Raw genomic sequence first — 21,872 nt, forward strand, 5'->3', positions numbered from 1 at the left:
TTGGAGCCTATAAAAAGGCTCCTTTCATCATCTATTCAGATACTGTAAAATCAATAGTTGTAGAATATCCATTAATATCCCACTCCTCTCCATCTAATAGATCTACAAATTGATATTGTTGAGTCAATGTTTCTTCACAAATATAATCTTCGTATTTCATGAATGCTGTTTGTACTTCCAGAGAAGTTTTCATCTGCAACAAAATACGATCAGAAACATGCAGTTTGCGATTTCTTCGCATTGTATTAATTTTATTTACAATTTCTCTAGAAAGAGCCTCTGTAATAAGATCTTCTGTTAACTGACAATCCAAAACAACTGTAAATAATGAAGAACTACGCGCTACATATCCTGGTTCTGTTTCCCAAGAAATAAGTACGTCGCTCATCTCTAAGGTAAACTGTGTATCAGTTAAAGTAAGAGGTAAATATTTCTTCTGTAAAAATTGTTGAATTTCTTCTTGAGACAAAGATGCTAGAGCCTTTTGTATCTCTTGGATTCTACTCCCTACTTTCTTACCTAAAGAGCGGAAATTAGGTTTTACTGTCGTCATAATGAACTGAGGAGTCTCTTTATAGAAAATAATATTCTTAATATTAAGCTCTTCAGAAATCAGTTGTTCAAATGAAGTTAAAGCATCTAAACGTTCCTTAGGACCTATAATATAAAAATTAGCCAAAGGTTGACGAACTTTTAACTTATGCTCTTTACGTAAAGAATGTCCTAAACCAACAATTTCTCTTACATCGGACATACGTTGTTCTAAATCAGGAAATACCTTATCAAGATCTTTATGTGGAAAATCACATAAATGTACGGATTCTTCGGAAAAATCTTGTCTAATTTTTTGATAAATATGTTCCGATAGAAATGGAATAAATGGAGCGATCACTTTAGAAAAAACTGAAAGAACCTCGTAAAGAGTTACGAATGCAGCTCTTCTATCTAAAGTGTCTTCTGCTTGCCAGAAACGACGCCGACAACGGCGAATATACCAATTAGTTAAATCATCAATGAATGTTACAAAAGGATGAACTGCCATATTTAGGTTATAGGCACTCATACTATCGCGAACTTTACCAACAACAGTATAGAGATTTGATAAAATCCAACGATCAATCTCAGTATATACATAATCTTTCTCTTCGTACTGATTCCTATCGAAACCATACAAATCTGTATAAGTTTTAAAAAATGTTAATACATTAGTTAAGGGAAGAAGTATCTGTTTCAAAATGGACTCCACACCCCTATCAGAAAAACGCAAGTCCTCAGCTTTAACAACAACACTATGTAACAAATATAATCTTAAAGCGTCAGCTCCATAGGTATTCATAATATGCATAGGACTAGGATAATTATTTAACCTCTTAGACATTTTATTCCCGTCTTCTGCTAAAATAATCCCACTGACTATCGCATTTTTAAATGCCGATTGATTAAATAAAGCTGTAGAAATCACCATCAAAGTGTAAAACCAACCACGAGTCTGATCTAACCCCTCAGCAATAAAATCAGCAGGGAATCCAGATTCTATTTGTTGTTGATTTTCGAAAGGATAATGATTTTGGGCATAAGGCATAGCACCTGAATCAAACCAACAATCAAAAACATACGGGACACGCTGGAAAGACTTCCCATTTTTTTGGATTTTTAATTGATCAATGAAATGGCAATGCAAATCAGAAATTTTTTCTCCCGAAAGCTCCTCGAGTTCTTTAATAGAACTTATAATAAGAATTTCTCCATCTCTACTTTTCCAAATAGGCATTGGAGTTCCCCAGTAACGGTTCCTACTTATTGCCCAGTCTCGAGCGCCTTCCAACCACTTACCGAAACGTCCGTCTTTAATATGCTCGGGAACCCAGTGAATCTTCTGATTCTCTTGCAGGATCCTATCTTTGATCCTTTCAACAGCAACAAACCATGAATTTACAGTTTTATAAATTAATGGCGTATCTGTCCTCCAACAAAAAGGATATCTATGCATCACAGTACCAAGATGCAATACCCTACCCAGTTCTTTTAACCTCTTAATAATCTCTTTATCGCAGTCCTTAATGTACCTGCCTTGATATTCGATGACCTCATCAGTGAAATATCCATGATCATCTATAGGACAGACAATGGGAATGTTATGTTCTTTACAAACAAAGAAATCTACTTCTCCGAACGCAGGTGCCATATGCACAATACCCGTCCCTTCATTTTCTTCGACAAAGGGTCCAGGAAGGATTCGAAAAGCTCCTTCTGTACGTTTATGAGAAAAAAGATCAAATGGTGGAAGGTAATTCTTCCCTACTAGGGCTGTTCCAGGGAAACTATCTATAATTTCATAAGATGAAGAATCAGAAAACCATCGTGATACACATCCCTGGCCTAAAATCCACTGTTCTCCAGAATTTTTATCAACAATGCGTACATAAGTAAGTTCTGGTCCTACTGCAACTGCCATATTAGATAGCAATGTCCACGGAGTTGTTGTCCAGATAAGTAACGATGCTGAGTCATCAATTAGGGGGAACTTTAAAACTACAGAAGGATCATTGACTTCTTTATAATTTTGCCCTGCTTCAAAATTAGATAAAGGAGTGCCTAATTTCGTAGAAAAAGGGACAACCTTCACGCCCTCATAAATAAGCCCTTGTTTATATAAAGAAGAAAATACCCACCACACGCTTTCCATAAATGAAGCGTCCATAGTCTTCCATGTGGATGAAAAATCTACCCATCTGCCTAAACGATTAATATAGGACTTCCATTCATCAACATAGCGTAAGACAATACTACGACACTCTTCATTGAAAGCTCCTATACCAAAATTCTCAATCGCTCCTGGTGTAGTGAGGTTTAAAGATTTCTCTACCTCATATTCTACAGGTACTCCATGGCAATCCCATCCAAATCGTCGAGGAACATAATACCCATTCATCGTAGCAAAACGACAGACGGTATCTTTGATGGTTCCTGCGAGTAAATGCCCATAATGAGGAAGCCCCGTAGCAAATGGTGGGCCATCATAAAATGAATACAAAGGCCTACCTAAACGGAGTTGTAATGACTTTTGGAAAATATGATTACGGTTCCAAAATTCTAGTATTTGTTCTTCTCTATCTGCAAGCCCGTCTCTACCATCCCTACATTCCGTATCCATTACCCAAGCCATTAAGTACATATAAATTTAAAATCTCTCTTAAAATAAAGGGTTTTCTGGTTTTCGTCCATATCCCCTAGAATTAAAAAAATCTCATTCTATTGACAAAATGGTAAACAGAGAGATACTAAGATTGCAGAAAAGAAATAAAAAACTTAAAATTTATCCCTGGGGGTGTATAGGTTTCGACTTAGAAATGAAGTGTTAATTGCATGCGGAGGGCGTTGGCTGGCCTCCTAAAAAGCCGACAAAACAATAAATGCCGAACCTAAGGCTGAATGCGAAATTATCAGCTTCTCTGATCTTACTGGAGAAAGATTAGCTGCGTAATTAGCAAAAGTTGTTATCTAATTTAGATAACCCGGTGCTCTTTGGATCGACCAGAGTCTAGAGAGACACCGTCATACATCTGGTTTGAATTTATTCCTTCTAATTCTCAAAGGAGTATATTCGAGATTTTTGAGAGTCATTGACTTCTATAGACGTTCTTAGCTAAGGGAGTTCAATGTAATATTACTAGGGACTAAGCATGTAGACGTTAACAGGGAGTTTACTAAGGACGAGAGTTCGAGTCTCTCCACCTCCATATATGTTTTGTATCTTTTATTGATCACTATCATTCATTGGCTAAAATATAACACAGACACACTGTTCCTATTTTCACAGGCGATGTCTATTCAGAAACCTCATTATGTGTTAGGTTGATCCATTATAAAAATAACTTAACTTGCGGAAATGAACATCACATCTCAACAGATAATACAATTTTATCATCACCATACTCCTGAAGGATATCCCGTACATCTAATTGAAAAGATACCTACTGTTATTCAAAATCCTTTGCATCGATCATGTTGTGAAAAATTCTTAAGTTACTTGCCGCTATTTAGTACTTATATAGGCTTCCGAACTCTTCTAAGGATTTCCTCTCTTGAAGAGAGTTTGGAAATCCGGGTAGGAATAAGCAAAATCTGTTCTCTTTCTCCTTGTTTAGAAATGAACTCTGCTATAGCCTCAATTCGAAGAAATGCATGGTTAGAACTTTTGGGAATTAAAAGCTTATTTGTTATTTTCCATGTTGTAATTAGAGTAATACGATTTTTTTATCTTACTGTAAGCAATAAAAACACCTTTTGTTCAGATTTCAACAAAATCTCCTCAAGAGGAAATTATCGATTTGATCAGCTAAATAGTGATAATATTCTATTACAAAATTGCTGCTGCTGCTGCTGCAAGCTCTGAACGCTCTGTTTTTGTCATAAACATATGACCATATAAAGAGAGATGATGAAACTTACCCACTAAATAGGTGAGGCCATTAGAATTTTCATCAAAATAGGGACTATCGATTTGCGTGGGATCTCCTGTTAGCACAATCTTAGTTCCTTTCCCTGCACGAGAAATGATTGTCTTAATCTCATGAGGAGTAAGATTCTGTGCTTCATCAATAATCATAAAAACCCTAGGTAAAGACCTTCCACGAATATAAGTCAATGCTTCCATTTCTAATTTTTTTGCTTCCATCAAAGAATGTAAAACTTCTGAAAAATCTCCCATACCATGAATATTGAAAAGGAATTCCATATTATCATAGATGGGCTGCATCCAATGTAAAAGCTTCTCTTCTTTTAATCCTGGAAGAAAACCGATATCTTTCCCCATAGGGACAATAGGACGACTGATCAACAACTTATTGTAATTTCCCTTATCAAATACTTGATACATAGCAGCAGCTAATGCTAAAACTGTTTTCCCAGATCCTGCTTGCCCCATTAAAGAAACTAACTTAACATCATCGCACAAAAGGAGATCTAAAGCACATTTTTGTTCTGTATTTAATGGTTGAATCCCCCAGATCTTCTGAGGAAGGTTTTTTAAGGCAATTATGTGTTTTTCTTGTTCTGAATATCGACCTAAAGCGAAATAGTTTCCTTCACTAGAGAGAAAGAAGTACTCATTGGGCGAAGGAAGGATTTCCTGATGTAGATCTAAATATCCTTGAGTATAAAAACTTTCTATCTCTGATACAGATACCTGTATCTCCCTATATCCACGATATAATGAACGAAAGGAAAATCTTTTATTCTCATAATCTCTAGCTTCGATTCCCAAGGCTTCTGCACGCACACGTCGACTCAAACTTTTAGTTACAAAAATCATTGGCTCGCGCTGCGCAATAATTTGTAATAATTCTAAGGTCAGTAGTTTTCGACGTTTTTCTTCATCAGGCAGATTGATTATTGAAGATACTTCTATATGTAACTCACTACCATTAGGTAGAGTAATACTATCCGTATGGTTTCCAGCTCTCTCTAGAAGCAAACGAATATTACTTAAAGCACGAGCAGCATTTTTCGATGATTCATCACGAAATTTAGCACATCCCTCTAATTCCTCAATAACAGTAAAAGGAACAATGATACGTGTATCTTCAAAAGAAGATAAAGCTTCGGGATCATAAATGAATACACTCGTATCAATCACCATAGTTTTATTCATTTTTCTACTCACTCCTTAAAGAGACGAAAAAGTTATTTATTCATTTACTATGACTAAGTAAATATCTATTGTAGTTACACAAGATACTATGTACAAAAGTGGGTGCTGAGCTAGGTTATTCCACTGACAAAAATTTATTAGAAACTTCTCGACCTTTTTATATAATTCCAAATAAAAAAATGCTATCCTTATTCCTTCTAAACACCGTTAAGGAGTTAAGTTAAAAATTAGCATTCAACGCTATCAACTGCTAATTTGATTGTCAAAAAAACATCGCTTTCCTACAATGGCGTTTAGCAAAGATAATAAAAAGTTATCACTGAGGCGCTATGAAAGTGAAAATTAATGCACAACTCATTTGCATCCCCCCCTATATCTCTGCACGCTGGAATCAAATAGCCTTTATTGAATCTCAAGAAGGAGAAGTCAAGGATCAAGCAACCTTAAAGCTCCATCTAATTGATGGTAAAGTAGTTTCTATTCCCAACTTAGATCAAGCAATTATCGATATTGCGTTCCAAGAACACTTGCTTTATCTTGAATCCTCGCAAACGCATCGAGAAGAAAGTGGACGCGAAGAGGATAAACTAAGTGTATTAATGAATGTTCTTCAGCAAATATCTAAAGATGCTGATATCCACGTATTTTCACCAAAAAGCTTAATGTCTCCACTCTTTGGAGCAAATCCTATAGAAATGATCTTACAGCATAATCCAGAGCATAAAGATCATCCCGACGCCCCTACAGATATCCTAGAAAAAATGGTTACTGTTATTCGAACTCTTATAGGAAACAATCCCTCTCTCCTCCCTAAACCAGAACCTCATTGCAACTGCATGCATTGTCAAATTGGTAGAGTAATCGAAGAAGAGGAAGAGGCTCCTGTTTCAGAAAAAGATCTTTCTTTCCGTACATGGGATATTAGTCAAAGTGGTAACAAATTATATGTCGTGACCAACCCCTTAGATCCCAATGAGCAATTCAGTGTCTATTTAGGTACACCCATAGGATGTACGTGTGGCCAACTAAATTGTGAACACGTCAAAGCAGTTCTCTATACTTAAGATACTGTGTGAATAACTGTATGGTAAGATAATTGACTTTTTCACTATAGTCGATATAATTCTCTTTTCAAGGGATAGTACTCAAGTTTTGCCTTTGTACTGATTTTGTGAACGCATTGTAGGAGTAAAGCATGCGAATTCTAACGATTTCTATGCTTTTATCGGTCTTAAGCACAGGAGGTGGCGTATCAGTTGCATATGCAGCTAGTACCCCAAAAATGTCAGGCCAGCAACAAATAGAAACATCGGCTTTTACTCCATTCACAGGAGAAATCAAGGGAGATCGTGTACGTCTACGCCTAGCGCCTCATGTCGATAGTTCCATCATTAAAGAACTATCTAAAGGAGATTTCGTAGCTGTTACTGGGGAAAGCAAAGACTATTATGTAGTATCGGCGCCTGAAGGGCTAAAAGGTTATGTATTTCGAACATTTGTATTAGATAACGCTATTGAAGGTGAACAAGTTAATGTTCGCCTAGAACCTTCAACGTCTGCGCCAGTTTTAGCTCGCCTATCTCGAGGGACTGAAATTCAAGTTACTCCAAATCAATCTCAAGGAAAATGGTTGGAAATCGTTCTTCCCGACCAATGTTCCTTCTACGTCGCTAAGAATTTTGTCACTAATAAAGGATCCATTGATCTTTATAAACATAGAGAAGGGCAGAAGAAAATTGCCTTAGATCTCTTGGAATCCGCGATGAAATTTGCTCAGGAAGAACTTCAAAAAAACTTAGACGCTATTGATCTTGAATCGATTTATAAAAAAATTAATCTTGTACAATCAGAAGAATTCAGCAATATCCCTGGTCTACAACCTCTTATACAAAAAGCTCTAGAAGAAATCCAAGATACCTATCTCTCTAAATCCCTATCAAATCAAAATAAAAATCCAGGAGTTAAGCAGCCTACAGGAACTTCTGAAAGTTTTCATACACTAGAAAAATCTAACTCTCCTACGCAATCTTTATTATCTCAACATATTCGTAAGCAAGCTAGGATTAAAACTTCTCCTAAAGTACAAGGTCGAGAAAGCCTTGAGCATTCTCTGTTTAAGGTTTGGGCAGATATGCAACCACAAGGGAACTCAAAAAAATTAACTCTAGAAGCATTTTATGAAGAAGAACAAAAGAAAAACAAATTCTAATCGGAGAGATTGATATTTATCCTCATGTTGTGAAAAACAACCCCGGCGATTATCTACTCAAGGATAAAGAGAATACACTTGCCTTTGTTTATGCTACAAAAATCGATCTAGAAAAATGGATAGGTAAACGTGTTTCTATAGAATGCCTCCCTCGTCCTAACAATCATTTTGCTTTTCCTGCTTATTACGTAATTAGCATTAAAGAGATTGCTTAGGTTCTTGTCAGAGTTGTCAAAAAACGTGTACTCGTATTTTCATCCTGCTAAGCTAAGACTTATGGGCCTAGAACAGCCTATAGTACTTTTTTAACTCCTTCACAATTCCTCCTGAGCAATCATCTATTTAATACACTGAAGGAAAATCTGTTTTACCTCGAAAAACACGATAAATATAAACACTATAACTAATAATCAAAGGTAAACCGATAAGCATAATAATGAGCAATGTCTGTAAAGTCTTTGTACTAGCTGCAGCATTATAAATAGTATAACTATTCTCTGGGTCTACAGTTGAAAATAAAAGATTGGGGAAAAGAATTGCTACCACAGATAGAATCAATATCAGCAAGTTGAATGAGGAATAAAGAAAAGCACATCCATAACGTTGCTTAGTTATACACGTCTTGATTGCACAACAACCACCTAGGGTCATCGACATGAAAAGAATTAATAAAGGATACGTAGGAACTCCTGGGAAATTACCTATGGAGAAAGAAAATTCCCTCGTTTGAGGAATCATTAAAATAGATGCGATACCTAACAATAAGTATACAACAAGAAAAGCTGATAAAAAATAAGGAAAACGTTTAACCACACGATTTTGTAGATCTCCAGAAACCTTCATTAATGCGAAAGTAATTGCATGAATAGCAAACGCACTAGTAACAAGCAAACCACATAATAAAGCATAAGGACGGGAAAAAAGAATCCAGGATAAAGAAGCATAAGGAGTAGTTGAAGCTAAGGGTAAACCTAAAATCATGTTACCTACAAATACTCCTAGGAAAAAACTAATCAATAACCCTGAACCACAAAATAGAATATCCCAAAAACCTCTCCACTTTTCAGACTCTGTTTTGCTACGGAATTCTAAAGAACATCCTCGGAAAATATATAACATTACTAGAATCCATACAGGCATGTAAAAGATTGATAATAACATAGCATATGCTGAGGGAAAACCAGCAAAAAGCCCCCCAAAAATAATGATAAGCCATACTTCATTACCGTCCCAAACAGGACCTATAGAGTTCAATAGATACCGTCTCTCTTCATCATTACGAGAAATAAAATAAATTGTGCTCATTCCTAAATCAAAACCATCACCTAAAGAATAAGCAAACACTGCTACTGTAAGTATGGCATACCAAGCAATAGGTAAAATTAAAGACCAAGAAAATTCCATAATTATATTTCCACCTCATTAAAACCATTTTGATCTGGTCCCCGTTGTATCTTTTGACATAAAAGAAAAATAAATAGAGACAATAGGAAAATGAATACTAGGCTAAATAAAGCTAAAGATTGAATAACTTGTCCTTTCTGGATAATAGGAGAAACAGCATCTTTTGTTTTTAATAAACCATAAACAACCCAAGGTTGTCTTCCTATTTCAGTAGCACACCAACCCACTTCATTGCATATTTCGGGGCAGAAAATAGAAAGAGAAAGTATGAATAAAATCCAAGATTTCATAGCCCAACGTTGATTTTTATAAACACACCAAGCAACACATGCTAAAATCACCATGACTCCCCATAGCATTACCATAAGATGATATAACTGAAAAACAATAGCAACATTAGGCCATTCTTCTCTAGGAATCTGGTCTAAACCAGTAACAGGAGTCTTGATATTTCTATGAACCAAGAATGATAAAGCACCTGGAATACGTAAACCAAATACCTTCTGATTCTTAACATCTACAACCCCAAACAAATAGATAGGAGTATATTCTTCTGTTTTGAATATTCCTTCAAAAGCAGCTAATTTCGCGGGTTGATTTCTAGCTACTCCACGAGCAGAAACATCTGCGGACCAAAGTTGTAAAATCAATACTACTATTCCTAAAATAGCTCCTAATTTTATCCCCTGATGAGCAAATATTTCGTTACGCTTCTTACGTAAATAAAATGCACTCACACTAATGACAAGAAAAATCCCAGATAACCACGTTCCCAAGACAACATGAATAAAGCGCGATATACTAGAAGGAGAGAAAACAACTTCCCGAAAAGAAGATAAACTAGGAATAAGCTGACCACCCTGCATGACTAAAGAATAACCTGATGGCGTTTGCATCCATGAATTCGCACACACGATCCAAAAGGCACTCATATGAGCACCCAAAGCTACCATACACGTAGCAAAAAAATACATATTTTTAGATACTTTATGACGCCCGAATAATAAAACCCCTAAAAATCCTGATTCTAAGAAAAACGCAAAAATGCCTTCACTACCTAGAAGTGTTCCAAAAATATTTCCCGTATACTCTGAAAATCTAGACCAGTTAGAACCAAAAGAAAAAATTTGCATGATTCCTGTAACAACACCTACGACAAATGTCAATGCAAATATATCTGTCCAGAACCAAGTCATTTGTTTATAAATATTCTTCTTCGTAACGAGGTATAATCCTCCCATGACTACAAGCATCATACTAATCCCCATGCTCAAAGGAACAAATAGGTAGTGAAACGAAATAAATAAACCAAATTGTATTCTAGACAACATTAATGCATCCATAAGACCGCCAGAAAATCAAGAATAAATAAAAAACCTGTAATGTGAAGCATATAGCAAACTATTGCAACTATAAAATGCTTTGATGTTAACTCTTTTATGTGCTACAGTGTTGTATTATCCTCCTAGAAAGCATTTGCTTGCCTGTAATGGTGAGAATCTCAATTGAGTATTCCATTTCTAGAAAACTAGTAAAGTTATGCCCATAGATATCACTTACTATACAACGCCCTTACTAGAAATCATTCTCATTTGGGCGATTCTAAATTATCTTCTGAAGTTCTTGTGGGGAACACGTGCCATGGACGTTGTCTTTGGCTTACTAGCTTTTCTTTTCCTATTCGTTTTAGCAGATAAACTTCACTTTCCTATTATTAGACGTTTAATGCTGCATGTTGTCAATATAGCCGCTATTGTAGTTTTTATTATTTTCCAACCAGAAATACGTCTGGCTTTATCTCGTGTTCGCTTTCATGGAAGGAGGTTCGCTATTGATTTACAAGATCAATTTATTGATCATCTAACATCCTGTATTTATCAGCTATCTGAAAGACAAATTGGAGCACTTGTTGTTCTTGAAAATAAGAATTCCTTCGATGAATTTCTCAGCTTTTCCTCAGTAAAAATCAATGCCAATTTTTCAGAAGAGCTCTTGGAAACTATTTTTGAACCTTCCTCCCCTCTGCATGATGGTGCTGTTATCCTCCGAGGAGAAACTATCGCCTATGCTCGTGTTGTTCTACCTTTAGCACACGATACTACACAATTATCCCGTTCCATGGGAACACGTCATCGAGCTGCTTTAGGTGCTAGTCAACGTACAGATGCATTAATCATTATTGTATCTGAAGAAAATGGATACGTCTCACTATCTCGAGATGGAATTTTAACTCGTGGGGTCAAAATGGATAGGTTCAAAGCTGTACTCAGAAGCATCCTCTCACTTAAAGAACACAAACAAAAACCCTTTAGCTCGTGGATATGGAAAAAATGATCGATTTTTTTCTCGTTTTTTCATTCGTAATTGGCTTAGAAAAATTGTTTCTTTAGGGTTTGCCATTATTATTTGGATTCTCGTAGGACAAACAGTAACCGTCACCCGAACATTAAACAATATTTCCGTACGTATCATTGATCTTTCTCCAGAACAAACAGTATTAGGATTAAAAAACAATGGTTTGCTCGATAAACAAGTCTCCTTAACTATTACTGGAAATAAAAATATTGTTCATGATTTAAGCCCCACTAATTTAGAAGTTGTTATTAGTGCTGCAGGACATACAGAAAGTTGGATTGCTGCTATTGATAAATACAATCTTGTGAGCCTAGACGGAGAAACAAATATCCGCAGAGATATCCAAAGTGTGTCTGCTGATGATATTTTCATTCGCTTGACACAATATATCACTGAAGACATCACAGTAACAATTACAACTCCAGTAGGTAGTCCTCCTAAGGGATACGAATATCTTGATGTCTGGCCTAAATATCTTGTTCAGAAAGTTAGTGGACCTAAAGAATATGTTAACGCCTTAAAGGAGCAAGGCCTAGAGCTTACCTTTAACCTAAATAAAGTTTCCTTTGAAGAACTAGAAAGAAATCGTATTGCTCAAGGAAATCATGATGAAATCATCTTCCCTATTCCGCAAGAATGGAAGAAAATTCTCATTCCCTTTGGCAATACGAGTACATATGAACAACTCAATGATCCACAGGCGGATTTTTTACGTTTATTATTCCTGAAGCAAGAATTCATCCCTCTTAACCTTAATCTCCCTGTTTTACTATTTTTCCCAGTAAAATACAGTCATATCTTTAATCCTTTAGCCTATCATTTAGAGCCTTCTCCTCCAATCATTCTGAACCAAGGTATCTACCAAATCAATATTCCATTGTATGTCAAAGACGTCAGTAAGCTATTCTTAGATGTAGTAAAAAATAACATTGCTTTAACAATTGTTATGGCTCCTCCACATAACAACAACTCGGTGAATTGGGCTATAGAATTCATAGATGAAAAAACACTCGAAGACACTTTCGTTAAAGCAATTATTGCCCAAGAACATGGAATTCTTCATGATTTTTCTCTCATTGATGAAACAGGTATACGACACCGCTTCCGGGAATACCTAAGAAAAATCTCCTTATTTGGTAAGGACGGTTCTCCACTACATTTATCTGCTGAGATTTCTCACAATAAAGTCATTATCCATTCAAAAATTACTGAAAATACCAAATTTCATAAAAAAGAAAGATAAGGAATAAAATTGCTTATAAAATTTAATCCCACTATTGTAGCCTGGGATCTACTGTCTCTGGAATGCATTTCTATAATGAAGATTCTTCTAGAAGACGTAATCTTTTCCTAGTCTGGTTATCACAATGTTCAATAGATTGCGTTATGCAAAAAAAATAATTGTTGATTCCTGTGTTTATTTTTTAGGGTCTTTTTTCATTTATATCTTTAAATTTATTCCCCTTCCCCTACTCCATTATTTAGGGAAAATATTAGGTACTATCATTTTTTATATCATTCCTGATTACCGGAAAACAGCCTTAACTAACCTTACCCTAGCATTTCCGCATAAGCCATTTTTAGAAAAACATTTACTTGCAAAACAATCTATTCAACATGTTACGATCACCTTATTAGAATTACTAGCTGTAGAGGGCTTAGTCCATAAACTAGATGAATTGATTTCTATAGCAACTTCGGACACACAACCTGAAGGATTTTCTAGTCACGAAGTAATTACAAAAGAAGAACTAGAAGAAACATTTTCTGAATTAGCAAACAATCAAGGAATTATTCTCTTTTGTGGTCATCAAGCGAATTGGGAACTTCCATTTCTCTATATCACTAGAGATTTTCCTGGATTAGCATTTGCAAAACCTATAAAAAATGCCCGATTAAATAAGAAAATCTTCTCATTACGAGAAATTTTTAAAGGGAAAATTATCTCGCCAAAACAAGGGATTCACTATGCTTTACAGGCTCTCCAACAAGGACATATCATTGGCATTGTGGGAGACCAAGCTTTACTTATATCTTCTTATGCCTATCCTCTATTTGGTCATGAAGCCTTTACAACGACAACTCCCGCACTATTAGCATACAAAACAGGAAAGCCAGTTATGGCTATATCTGTATACCGTCAGCCTGGAGGATATAAAATTATCCCTAGTAAGAAGTTTTATGCTGATAAATCCTTACCGATCAAAGAAGCTACATCTCTGCTCATGAACAATCTAATGAATTTCTTAGAAAAAGGAATTGCTTGTAAACCAGAACAGTGGATGTGGATGCATAAGAGGTGGAAGAAAAAACTCCATAATAAAATCAAAAAGAAATACGCCTATAGTTATATTCTTATAGTTCTCCCTAATCTTATTACAGATAGACATTTGCAATTCCTTAATGACTTGGCGGAGCTATACTTAGGAGCACAGCTTACACTTGCCGTACCTAAGCAAATTTCTCCTGAACAACTAGGAAATGTTTCACCATCATATACTATTCAACAATTTCATACCCCTGAGCAGCTGATTCTTATCCCAAATGTTTTCCATGCCGTTTTCGATCTCTTCGGGCTTTCAAAAACCATATTTCAACATTTTAAAACAACAGGTTCCCTAGCTATTTATACTCATAAAAAACTAGAAAAAAAACTAATACATCCTCAGGACCCCTTAATCAAAGCACTGCACAATGTTCTTAGAGAACCCTAAATAAAAGTTATGAAGTTTTTATTTCTTATTTTTCATACTTTATCACACAATGCTTCTTTGTATTATAGTAACAGGGTATTCTTATGTGCTTAACGGGATGTTTAGCATCTACATTTGAATATAGTTTGCACTGTATTTGTTTTTGTGAAGAATCTCAAAAAAACAAACGCATTATAGCTTTAATCTTTGGATTAGTTTTGGGGTGCTTAGCAATCATAGCCATTACAATCTTCATATTAATCTGTACAGGAACGATTACTGTTCCCAGCTCTTTATGTGGAATGAATGCCTATATACTCACCCCTATCTTACTTGCTACTGCTTTGATTACGGCTTCCTTATCCTCAGGATGCTTGAAAGTTAGATACCGCTTCTCATCCTAGGATTCATACTATTAAGATTTTATTTTGAAGAAGCAAAAATATCATTTACTGTGGTCAACATAAGGTTATTTGTATCCTTCATTTGAGCACCGCGGCTTAATACTAAAACCTTATCGTAATTCGATATTATTCCACGCTCAATACCATAAACGCATGCCTGGTATCTCCACACAGCACGATCAGACTCCTGAGTAATCATAGGATACACTCCCCACTCTAAAGCCAGGCGATGGTATATATTACGATTAGGAGTAACCGCAATAATGGGGAAACGAGGACGATACTTTGAAAGAAAAACTGGTGACCCTCCTGTTTCTGTATATACGATAATTGCCTTGGCTTGAGCTTTATCAGCAATATGAATTCCCGATACACCAATTGCCTGCAGGTAAGGAGAAACCTTAACAGCATTATGACTATCATCAAGATGCGACAATGAGGGGTAATCTAAGTTTTTTTCGGTCTCTTGTATTACCGAACGCATAATTTTTACAGAAGCTATAGGATAACTTCCTGACGCGGTCTCTCCTGAAAGCATAACTGCTGATGTCCCATCATAAATTGCATTAGCAATATCAGAAACTTCAGCGCGCGTAGGCAACATATTACGAATCATTGATTCTAGCATCTGGGTGGCTGTAATACAAAAACGACCAGCTTCCCGTGATACTCTAGTCATCATTTTCTGTAGATTAGGAACTTCTACGACGGAAAGCTCAATTCCCAGATCTCCACGAGCGACCATAATTCCATCGCAACATCGAACAATCTGAGGAAAATTCTCAACTCCCAAACGATTTTCAATTTTAGCAATAATCGGCATATCAGGACGACCATAATCTGCTAAGCATTTGCGCATAATTTCAATATCTTCGGCACAACGAACAAAAGAAGCGGCTATACAATCTACACCCTGTTCAACACCGAATTTTAAATCATGGATATCCTGATCTGTCATAAAAGGAAGAGCTAGCTCTATACCACGAATACTCAATGACTTATAAGACTTTAGTTCTCCTGAATTCACAAACTCTAATTCCAAGCAATCATCATGAACCGAAGAAACTACAGCTTGGATGTATCCATCATCTATTAGTACCTCAGCACCCTCACGTATATAAGGGAAAACAGTATGAGGATGTAAAGTGATCCCTCCTTCTAAGGATCCCTCAACTTCTTTGCTCACTAAAGTTATCTTTTGACCAGAAGAAATCTTAATCGGTTTGGGGAGATTTCCTAAACGCACTTCTGGTCCTTTAGTATCTAACATAATAGCTAAAGGAGAACCTTTTCTTTCTCTCAATTCTTTAAGAATACGAATAGTCTCTCCGTGACTTTCATGATTACCATGACTAAAATTCAACCTAGCAACATTCATACCTGCATCTAAAAGCTTCTCAAGCATTTCAGGAGTATTTGTTGCTGGCCCTATAGTACAAATTATTTTTGTTCTTATGATCATAGTGTTCTTTAACTCCCGATCTCAAACTTCTAAAGTTTTAGTTTACAAGTATTTATTAAACAATTTATCTATCTAAAAAACTATACTGAATAGCGCAAACAATACATAGGGTACACTATTTAATGTTAATTTGTATGTTGAAATCCTTGATTTCCTTTTCTTTATGAAAATTATGAAGTCCTATAAGGATTTTTTCTCTTTTTATAAAGTTCTCATTACATCAAACTAATACTCTAACTTTATCTCTATCTAATCTGTCATGCAAATATCATGAAACATCTTCCTGTACTAATCTCTGGGATTACTGTTCGAAATTTAAAAAATATTTCTATAGAGTTTTTCCACGGAGAAATTATATTACTTACAGGTGTATCGGGGTCTGGAAAATCTTCATTAGCTTTTGACACAATTTATGCTGCGGGAAGAAAGAATTACGTATCCACGCTACCCTCTTTTTTTGCGACTACAGTGACTAATCTTCCTGATCCTTCTGTAGACACTTTGGTTGGATTATCTCCTACCATGGCTGTTAAACAACAGCCATATTCTCATCATATACATGCAACTGTAGGTTCTGTCACTGAGTTATCTCAACATTTAGCCTTACTATTCTCATTAGATGGTGAAGCTCGTGATCCTCATACCAATAAACCCCTTCAATTACAGAGCAAAGAAAAAATACTCTCAATTGTAGAGAATATTCCTGATAATACACAAATTACTTTACTCGCTCCCCTAAAAGATAAAAGCTTAGCATCAATTCAAGAATGTATAAGGCAAGGATATACTAAAGTTCGCATTCAAAATGTGGTTACCCCTATATATTCATTTCTTTCCCAACCTCTTGATTATGAAGCCTCTGTTGATGTTGTTGTAGACACTTTAATTAAAAATGAAACAAATCAAGCACGTTTAAAAGTCAGTGTCCTTGCCGCTCTTAACTTAGGAGAAGGACAGTGCCACTTAGCTACTCCGGATCATGAAGAGACTTTTTCTACACAAATTTATATTCCTGAAACTCAACAAGTATATACTCCTCTCACTCCCCAAGCATTCTCTCCTCACAGCATTCAAGGTCGCTGTTTATCTTGTCAGGGGACAGGAATCTTAGTAACTATTCATGACCCTTCTCTTATTCAACAAAATGTATCCATTCGTGACAATTGTTGTTCGTTAGCAGGAGACTGCTCTACTTATTTTTATAATGCCCTCTACCAATCTCTTGCAAATTACCTAAATTTTAGCTTAGACACCCCCTGGAAAGATCTCCCTAAAGAAATCCAACAGGCATTCTTATATGGTAAAGGCTACCTTGTTCTCCCTGTACGTCTCTTTGACTCTACACTAGGGAAAAAAGTTCTTTCTCATAAACTCTGGAAGGGTATTTTGAATGACATTGGTGAAAAAGTACGTTACTCTACAAAAGCTAAAGAACATCTCCCTGAAGGAACCTCCTTGCAGACTTGTCCAAAATGTAAAGGAAGTGGAATCGGAGAATATGCCTGTGCAGCAACATGGAAAGGCAAGACTTTTCCAGAATTTCAAGAAATGCCTATAAATAAAATTTTTTCCTTTCTTTCCACCATTCAAGAAGAATCGCAATCTATTTCAGAAATCTTAGATGGTCTACGGAGTCGTCTCTCTCTTCTTATAGATTTAGGTCTTCCCTATCTTACTCTAAATAGAACGCTATCCTCACTATCTGGAGGAGAACAAGAACGTACTATATTGGTAAAACATCTAGGAGCAGAATTATCGGGGATTACTTATATCCTAGATGAACCCTCCATAGGTTTACATCCTCGAGATACTCATAAGCTCATTCATGTGATTCAAAAACTCCGAAATCAAGGGAACACTGTCCTTTTGGTAGAACATGATGAGAAAATGATTTCCTTTGTGGATCGTATTATTGATATTGGACCTGGAGCAGGAATTTTTGGAGGAGAAGTATTATTCAATGGTTCTCCTAAAGACTTCCTGAAATCCTGCCAATCTCTAACAGCAAAATATATTCGCCAAGAACTAAATATAGAAATCCCTAAAAAACGTCCTCCATCACAAGCATACATCTCTTTGACTCATGCAACGACACATAACTTAAAAGATATTACAGTTTCCCTACCCTTAGAAAGAATAACCGCTATTGTAGGCGTATCGGGGTCTGGGAAATCTTCATTAATCAACGATACTCTAGTTCCTGCAGTTGAAAATGCCATACAAGGGAATTTCTCTCCTTTCTTAAAAATATCTGGGGGAAAAATCGAACGCATAGTACATAGTACTCGTGATCTTCCCGGGCGTTCACAACGTTCTATTCCATTAACATATCTTAAAGCATTTGATGATCTCAGAAATCTCTTTGCTCAACAAACTAAAAGTAAGAGGCTTGGATTAACTAAAGGCCATTTTAGTTTCAATTTACCACTGGGTTCTTGTACAGAATGTCAAGGGTTAGGATCTATAGCACTATCAGAAGATCTCGTTCCTATTGCTTGTAACTTATGCCACGGAAAACGCTTCCAACCTCAAATTTTAGAAATTCAGTATCAAGGGAAAAATATCGCAGATATTTTAGAAATGACAGCATATGAAGCTGAAAAATTTTTCATTACTCATCCTGGCATACATGAAAAAATTCATGCTCTATGTTCTTTAGGCCTTGACCATCTCCCTCTAGGCCGTCCTTTATCTAGTTTATCGGGAGGGGAAATTCAAAGACTCAAGCTTGCCTATGAATTGCTCTCTAATAGTAAAAAGCCTACCTTGTACATTCTTGATGAGCCTACAACAGGATTACATACTCACGACATCAAATCTTTGATTTCTGTTCTGCTGTCATTAACCCACTTAGGACACACAGTCATATTAATTGAGCATAACATGCATATAGTGAAAATTGCTGATCATGTTATTGAACTCGGCCCTGAGGGAGGAGAACTCGGGGGGGTACTTACTAGCTTCTTGTCCACCTGAAGAATTAATTGCACTAGATACCCCTACAGCTGAAGCTTTACGTCCCTATATGAAAAACACTCTGCATTTTGCAGAACATCTACATACTCTTCCTATTCCTTCTTTTCCTAGGGAAGTTGTCGTCCGCGATGCCTATCATAATAATCTTAAACATATCGACGTCTCTATTCCCTACAATGCTTTTACAGTAATCTCAGGACCTTCTGCATCGGGGAAACATTCCTTAATTTTCGATATTCTCTATGCTGCAGGAAATATTACTTATGCAGAACTATTCCCTACTTATATTCGAGAAGGATTAATTAAACAAACTCCCTTGCCTCTGGTAAAAAGCGTACGTGGGTTATCTCCCGTTGTTGCTATAAAAAAAACAGGAATTAGAAAAAACTCAAGACATTCCTTAGCTTCTTTCTTAGGAATCACAAAAAACTTAGAAAAACTCTTTTCTCTTTTAGGAGAACCCCATTCTCCGATAACGGGAGAAGCACTTATAAAAATTACTCCTCAGACAATTGTTAATAACCTGCTTCTGAATTACTTAAATTCCTATGTAACAATTGCTTCTCCATTATCTCCAGATGATGACATTGACATCGCCATAAAAACAAAGAAAAAAGAAGGATATTTAAAGCTATTTGCTAACAATACATATTATGATTTGGAAGAACCTCTTCCCCCAATTCTTGAAGACCCAGCTATTGTAATTCAACACACTAAAATCACTAAAAGTCATGAATCCTCACTATTATCCTCAGTAACACTAGCCCTTTCTTTATCTTCAACAGTGTACTTGCATATTCATTCTCTACAAAAAATAGAAACTCTCTCTTATACTTTAGGCTGGCAAGATAGCAATGGTATACATTATCCCAATATCACGCATAAACATCTATCTCGAGAGCATAAAGAGGGCCAATGTCAACAATGCTTAGGATCAGGAACAGTAGAAAAACTCTCATTTTTAGAGAACAAAGAAAAAATCCTTAAATATACTCCAATAGATCTCTTCTGTCTTTTCTTCCCAGAAAGCTCTCCAGAACCTGTTCTCCACCTACTGAAAACAATAGGAATTTCTAAAAATAAAAAAATTCAAGATCTTTCTCCTTCGGAGGAAAGGAAATTATTTTCTAATGAAAACCACGACATCAACCTAGAAAAAATTTTCATAGATACACTATACCTATACCCTTCATGCTCCCTAATTCATCCACTGATTTCTTCAAAAACATGTCCTTCCTGCCAAGGATGGGGAATACATACCTATGCTCAAAAAGTACTCATCAACACTATTTCTCTCATTACTATCTATCAAGAAGATACGCAGTTTTTGAGAAAATTCTTAGACACTATTAAAGATCCTCTAGCTCAGCCTCTACTGCAGAAATTATATAACTGTCTATCCTATATTGATAAAGTCGGGTTAAGTTATATTACCCTAAGCCAGGAACAACACACTCTGAGTGATGGGGAATATTACCGTCTCCATTTAGCAAAAAAAATCTCCACTAATCTCACAGGTATTGTTTACCTTTTAGAAAATCCCCTCTCAGGACTCCATCCTCATGATTTTTCTTTGTTAGCTCATCTTCTTAAAGAACTTGTTTCCAACCATAATACAGTAATTGCCTCCGATTGTAGTACAGAAGCGACACTTCATGCTGACCATACAATTACTTTAGGTCCAGGATCTGGACCTAAAGGAGGATATTTAATCACACATCAACCACCTACGCCTATAGAATACCTTCCTTCTTCTCCTTCTTCTACACCGGCGACTTTCCCTATTGATCTTTCTGTGTATAATATCAAAAATCTCCATGTAGAAGCTCCTATGAATAGTATTGTAGCTATTGCAGGAGTATCAGGATCAGGAAAAACTTCTTTATTAGTAGAAGGATTTTATAAACAAGCCCAGCAACTCATTGCTACAGGCAATTCTCCATACTTTTCTCATGTTTCCCTACTAGACTCTCATCCTTTATCAGCTTTACAACGTTCTGATATCAGCACGTATTTCCACGTAGCTCCTCACCTGAGGAATTTTTATTCTTCCCTTACACAAGCTCAAGCCCTAAATCTATCTCCCAGCATGTTTAGTACTAACACAAAACAAGGACAATGTTCAGATTGTTTGGGATTAGGATACCATCTTATTGATCGTGCATTCTATGCCTTAGAAAAACGTATTTGCCACACATGTTCAGGGTTCCGCATTCAGCCTCTTACTCAAGAGGTCGTCTATGAAGGAATCCATTTCGGTAAACTCCTGCAACTCCCTATAACAGAAGTAGTAAAAATGTTTTCTTTCCTTAAGAATATCCAAACTCCTCTTCGTGCTTTGATAGAAGCGGGTCTAGGCTATCTCAGCTTAGGTCATAACTTCGCTTCATTATCTCTAAGTGAGAAAATTTCTATAAAGATAGTGAAAACCCTCTATCTGCCTCCTAAGAAACGTACACTATTTCTTCTAGACGAAATCACCTCATCCCTAGATAGAGATAAAAAGAACAAGTTATATAAGGTATTACGGGATTTGACATCTCAAGGACATTCGATCATCTATGTTGATCATGATATCGAACTCCTAAAACATGCGGACTACATCATTGAACTTGGACCTGGATCCGGGAAATACGGAGGAAATGTCTTATTTTCAGGAGATCCTAAAAACATAACAACAGCAACTACATCTTTATTAAAACAGTATCTGGCCTGA

At 36.1% G+C, this 21,872-nt stretch carries 10 protein-coding genes, 1 other RNA gene and 2 pseudogenes; 8 read left to right on the forward strand and 5 right to left on the reverse strand.

Going from position 1 to position 21,872, the window contains the following annotated elements:
• Positions 1-31: 31 nt before the first annotated feature.
• Positions 32-3,154: an isoleucine--tRNA ligase gene (ileS, locus tag RT28_RS02105; RefSeq protein WP_038501286.1), complete on the reverse strand. Its 3,123-nt coding sequence runs from the start codon at positions 3,152-3,154 to the stop codon at positions 32-34.
• 170 nt (positions 3,155-3,324) lie between these two features.
• On the opposite strand from ileS, the gene ssrA reads away from it, so the two are divergent.
• Positions 3,325-3,743, forward strand: a transfer-messenger RNA (tmRNA) gene (gene ssrA / locus RT28_RS04830).
• Between the two features lie 617 nt (positions 3,744-4,360).
• Here the strand turns inward: ssrA and RT28_RS02115 are convergent.
• Positions 4,361-5,653 carry a PhoH family protein gene (locus RT28_RS02115; RefSeq protein ID WP_038500579.1) on the reverse strand — a complete coding sequence of 431 codons (1,293 nt, stop codon included), beginning with the start codon at positions 5,651-5,653 and terminating at the stop codon, positions 4,361-4,363.
• Between the two features lie 329 nt (positions 5,654-5,982).
• Here RT28_RS02115 and RT28_RS02120 point away from each other — a divergent pair, with 329 nt between their 5' ends.
• Together RT28_RS02120 and RT28_RS02125 are read left to right on the forward strand one after the other, a co-directional pair.
• Positions 5,983-6,717: a hypothetical protein gene (locus tag RT28_RS02120; RefSeq protein WP_038500582.1), complete on the forward strand. Its 735-nt coding sequence runs from the start codon at positions 5,983-5,985 to the stop codon at positions 6,715-6,717.
• A 218-nt stretch (positions 6,718-6,935) separates the two neighbouring features.
• Positions 6,936-8,077: pseudogene (locus RT28_RS02125) on the forward strand (SH3 domain-containing protein).
• A 127-nt stretch (positions 8,078-8,204) separates the two neighbouring features.
• Here RT28_RS02125 and cydB read toward each other — a convergent pair.
• Together cydB and RT28_RS02135 are read right to left on the reverse strand one after the other, a co-directional pair.
• Positions 8,205-9,266, reverse strand: a complete 1,062-nt coding sequence (gene cydB, locus RT28_RS02130) for a cytochrome d ubiquinol oxidase subunit II (protein ID WP_038500585.1) — start codon at positions 9,264-9,266, stop codon at positions 8,205-8,207.
• Positions 9,267-9,268: 2 nt separating this feature from the next.
• A complete protein-coding gene (locus RT28_RS02135) occupies positions 9,269-10,609 on the reverse strand; it encodes a cytochrome ubiquinol oxidase subunit I (protein ID WP_038500589.1) in 1,341 nt (446 codons plus the stop codon).
• Positions 10,610-10,805: 196 nt separating this feature from the next.
• Here RT28_RS02135 and cdaA point away from each other — a divergent pair, with 196 nt between their 5' ends.
• From cdaA to RT28_RS02155, 4 genes are all read left to right on the forward strand, one after another.
• A complete protein-coding gene (cdaA, locus tag RT28_RS02140) occupies positions 10,806-11,600 on the forward strand; it encodes a diadenylate cyclase CdaA (protein ID WP_020356343.1) in 795 nt (264 codons plus the stop codon).
• 22 nt (positions 11,601-11,622) lie between these two features.
• A complete protein-coding gene (locus RT28_RS02145; protein WP_166484591.1) occupies positions 11,623-12,864 on the forward strand; it encodes a YbbR-like domain-containing protein in 1,242 nt (413 codons plus the stop codon).
• Positions 12,865-12,988: 124 nt separating this feature from the next.
• A complete protein-coding gene (locus RT28_RS02150) occupies positions 12,989-14,335 on the forward strand; it encodes an LpxL/LpxP family acyltransferase (RefSeq protein WP_038500592.1) in 1,347 nt (448 codons plus the stop codon).
• Positions 14,336-14,418: 83 nt separating this feature from the next.
• The gene (locus RT28_RS02155; protein WP_038500595.1) at positions 14,419-14,718 is read left to right on the forward strand and encodes a hypothetical protein; all 300 of its coding nucleotides are present in this window, start codon (positions 14,419-14,421) and stop codon (positions 14,716-14,718) included.
• 19 nt (positions 14,719-14,737) lie between these two features.
• On the opposite strand, the gene pyk is transcribed toward RT28_RS02155, so the two are convergent.
• Positions 14,738-16,180: a pyruvate kinase gene (pyk, locus tag RT28_RS02160; protein ID WP_038500598.1), complete on the reverse strand. Its 1,443-nt coding sequence runs from the start codon at positions 16,178-16,180 to the stop codon at positions 14,738-14,740.
• A 270-nt stretch (positions 16,181-16,450) separates the two neighbouring features.
• Here pyk and uvrA point away from each other — a divergent pair.
• Positions 16,451-21,872, forward strand: a pseudogene (uvrA, locus tag RT28_RS02165) (excinuclease ABC subunit UvrA).

The sequence above is a fragment of the Chlamydia avium 10DC88 genome, from assembly GCF_000583875.1.
Classification (GTDB): Bacteria; Chlamydiota; Chlamydiia; order Chlamydiales; family Chlamydiaceae; genus Chlamydia; species Chlamydia avium.